We start from the raw sequence: 4,108 nt of genomic DNA, 5'->3' as shown, positions 1-4,108 counted from the left end.
GAAGATGAACTTGGCGATGGACTCGGTTGGTGCTGACTAACGTTGCAATTTGTTTTATAGTTTTCATTTTAGCTTAGCCTAGTTTTTCTGCTAGTGGCGCTTTTGCTTTGTATTTTTGTTTTTTCCCTGTCTTTTGCTTTTTGTCGTGCTTTGGGTGCTTTGCCATGAGTTTGTCTCCAGGACGCGGAATTCATCCGGCTTTACGTCGCCAATCTTCTCTGGATCTTTCTCTGCAACGGCATTACCTGTCTTACCCACGGTCTTCCACCCTTCCAACTGGTGGCTTTTCTTCCCGTCGTCTTACTTTTTCTGTAGACCCTCTGGCCAATGAGCCCCTTGCCCCGGCCCCTGTTGCCGCTGCTGCCCCCGCTAACGCGGCTGGCCAACCTGCCCCGGCCGTTCTGGCCCCTATTGTTGCTCCCGTCGGAGCCCCTGTTGGTGCTGTTGCACCCGTGAACCCATTGGCTGGCGTGAATGCCGCCCCTCATGCTACACAAGCAACTGTCCGCCAGCTACAAGCCATGAACCTGGTGGACAACATTATGCCGCAAATCTCCACTTTGCTGGCGAACCATCCGGTAAATACGCCTAATGCGAATTTTTCGCCCTCTGCTGGTGCAGCTTCTACACATGTGCCTACTGTCCGTCAAGTCCAAATGCGTGCTACCATCCCTACCATCGTTCTATGGGAATTCAAGCATCGCACTTGGCGCAACGTCAACGTTTTTCTTAACGATATCAAGAATCTTGCTGCTTTGACCGGACAGGACCTGGCTCCGCTCCTGCTCCGACACCTTCAAGAGCGACTTCGCTCCACCGCTGAACTCATGGTGAGCGAACTCATCGCTGCTGGCAAACAGCTCACATGGGAAGAAGCTGTCCGAATCTTCTACCATGTCGCTGGCCTGGACCTGCAGCAGACCCGTGAGCAGGCCATGCATGCACTCGTTTCTCGCAAAGTGAAGCAGAACTCCGATCAGTCAGTCGTTGAGTATGCTTGCTCCCTGCGTCAGTACCTGTCACAGGCATCCATTACTGACCAGTCCATGCAGTGTGAATTTTTCCTTGCTGGCTTGTTGCCTCATCTACAGCCTGACTGCATGTTCACTTCTGAGGGCAAGCACTGGACTGACCTCCATGATTGCATTTTGCATGCTATCAGTGTAGAGACCACCAAACAGCGCAAGTCCAAACCTGCTGTGGCTGCCATGCGCTCTCCCTACCCCCCGCGCATGCCCCCTCAACGCCCAACTGTGCGCTTTTCTGACCGTGACACCCCACCTGCCACTGGTCGGCGTGACTCTGGTGCACGTGGGTCATCTTTCAACCGTGCACGCTCACCTGACCCCCGCTTTCCCTCTGTTGCTTCTGCCCGTGCGCATGGATACCGTGGTGGCTTCAAACCTCGCTTTCAGTTTGGAGGCAAGCGCCGCCGTGAAGATGACTTTGACCAGCACCGCCGTGATTTTGATAGAGACCGCGCTCATGTGCGCCGCCGCTAGGGTGTTGCCTGTGGGTTGGCTGTGCATCCTCCCACAGGTGCTGATGATGACATGAGGTGTTTGACCCCCTCTGATGCAGACTGTGATGGTCCCCACTATGGGTCTGCCTCACCATTAGGTGTTGAGTCTGAACGCATGCGCTATGAGTATGAAGACGGTGATTCTGTGCGCGCTGCTGTTCCCTCTCCTACCTGTAATACTTCTTTTGGTCCTACACCCACTGTTCAATGTGCACACAACACAGTTGCCTCGCTAGCAACAGCTCAGCTTGGTGCAGCATGTCATATACCTGGCCTGACTTTTCTGTTCCAGGGTTTCTTTGGTTCTAGAAGTGCTACAGTTCTCTTTGACACTGGTGCCTCCTGGAGTTTCGTCTCTCAGGAATGGCTTGAGTCCGGCATGAAACGTCATGCACAGCACGGTTCTGAGTCAATCTACGACTGGAAAATTAAGCCGCTGCCAGATGTGCTTCAAGTCTCTACAGCTAACCAATCTATCGTCACCTGCAGCCACGAATGCTTGGCTGACCTTGCTATCCAGAACATGGTAGCCCCTGCCCGTGCAAAAATCATGTCCAATTTGCTGCACGGCGTGGACCTCATCATCGGCATGGATTGGCTGTCTGCACACGACGCTCAACTGCATTGTGGTGATGGCAAATGCCGCGTCACAGTGCATGGTGAACAGCATGTGCTGAAGCCTGGTCGCATGGACCCCCACATCACTAAACTTGCTGCTACTCCTCAAGCCGCTGTTTCTGCTATTCGGCATTCCGCTTCAAAGCTTCTCAGTGCCAAACAAGCAGCTCGTGAGCTACGTCGTGGTGCTCTGTCTTGGCTAGTTATGGTGCAACCACGTATGCCTGGCGATGCTAAACTCTCTGGAACCTTCATGTGTTCTCCCAAGTCTACACGTGCTGGCTCAATTGCAGCCGTGGCTGACCCTGTCGTGGTTAAAGGGCTAGTTTCCCCTGACACTCTCCAGCATTTGATTGCGGAATTTACTGATGTTTTCCAGGACATGCCATCTGAGCTGCCCCCAACACGTGCCATGTGGCATACCATTCGAACAGAACCCGGCCATGTTCCTCCCTACAAACGCATGTATCGGTTAACTACTGAGGAGGAGGCTGAAGTTCGCCGTCAAGTGTCTGACCTGCTGGCTAAAGGTCTGATTGAACCCTCAAATTCCCCCTATGGTGCCCCTGTGCTTTTCGTGCAAAAGAAGGATGGGTCTTTGCGCATGTGCATTGATTATCGCGCGCTTAACAAGGTGACGGTCAAAGACCGCTACCCTCTCCCGAACATTCAAGACCTCATCGACCAACTACATGGCAAAAAGGTCTTCTCTTCCCTAGATTTGCAGTCTGGATACCATCAAATTCACATCGCTGACGACGACGTTCAGAAGACTGCTTTTCTGACCCCCATGGGGCAGTACCAGTTCAAAGTGCTGTGTTTCGGCCTCACCAACGCCCCAGCAACTTTTCAACGTGTCATGAATTCCATTTTCGCCCCGTACATCGGCAAATTCGTGCTCGTGTACCTGGATGATATTCTCATCATGTCCAACACACCAGAGGAGCACCTTGAGCACCTCCGCATTGTCTTTGAAACCCTTCGAAAACACCGCCTCTATGCCAAATTGAAAAAGTGCGAGTTCAACCGTGCTGAGCTGAAATTTCTGGGCCATATCGTGGGTCGCGATGGCGTTGCTCCCGATCCTTCTAAACTTGCTGTCATTCGGGACTGGCCTGTGCCAAAATCTCTGAAAGAACTGCGTGGCTTCCTGGGGCTGGCCAATTACTTCCGCAGATTTATTCCTCACTACAGTACCATCGCTTCCCCTCTTACTGCTCTCACGGCCGAAGCAGCTGCTGCTGCATATACCTGGCACAACTGGGCAGAGCCTGAGCTTCGAGCATTCAATCGACTTAAGCAGGCTTTGACTTCAGCGCCTGTTCTAGCTCTCCCAGACCGAAATGCGGTGTTTGAGGTGCATTCTGATGCTTCTCTGGTAGGCACTGGTGCAGTGCTGATGCAAGGTGGTCGTGTGGTGGCGTTCACCAGCTACAAGTTCAATGCAGCCGAGAGACGGTATGCTACTGGTGAACAGGAGTTGTTGGGTCTCATACATGCCCTACGCGAGTGGCGGTGCTATCTTGAAGGGTCAAAGGAGGTCATTTTGGTGACAGATCACCACCCACTCACATACTTACAGTCACAGAAAACTCTGTCCCGCCGGCAAGCTCGCTGGGTGCAATTTTTGGCCCGTTTCCACTTCCAGATTGTCTATAAGAAAGGCTCTACCAACGTGGCTGATCCAATAAGCCGCAACCCAACACTCCATGCTCAAGACCCCCGCGACCACACTCCCCAGGACCTCCTAGGACAGTGTGATGCTGTGCCTGCTGACCCTGAGGCCCGTGCTAGCAGCTGCAGCCCATGCTGTGTGCTTGCATGCGTCGGTGTGCCTGGAGATGGCACCATGCTCATGTTAACTCGCTCGCGTACCCGTGCTGTTCAGTCGGCGCCCGCTATTAAGTCAGCGCCTGCCGGGGAGGAGCCCCATGCAAGCACTGCTGCAGATGAACCTGCTGCACGAGG

2 protein-coding genes are annotated in these 4,108 nt (G+C 53.4%); both read left to right on the top strand.

Going from position 1 to position 4,108, the window contains the following annotated elements:
* Window positions 1-452: 452 nt before the first annotated feature.
* Window positions 453-1,502, top strand: coding sequence for a hypothetical protein (locus PHX60_RS15875; RefSeq protein WP_300079747.1), 1,050 nt, complete (start codon window positions 453-455; stop codon window positions 1,500-1,502).
* A 51-nt stretch (window positions 1,503-1,553) separates the two neighbouring features.
* On the top strand, window positions 1,554-4,108 hold a 2,555-nt coding region (locus PHX60_RS15870), incomplete at its 3' end, for a reverse transcriptase domain-containing protein (RefSeq protein WP_366144398.1).

The sequence above is a fragment of the Giesbergeria sp. genome, assembly GCF_028686475.1.
Classification (GTDB): domain Bacteria; phylum Pseudomonadota; class Gammaproteobacteria; order Burkholderiales; family Burkholderiaceae_C; genus Simplicispira.
The sequence above is the reverse complement of the archived record's forward strand: the minus strand, read 5'-3'. Positions and strand labels throughout refer to the sequence as shown.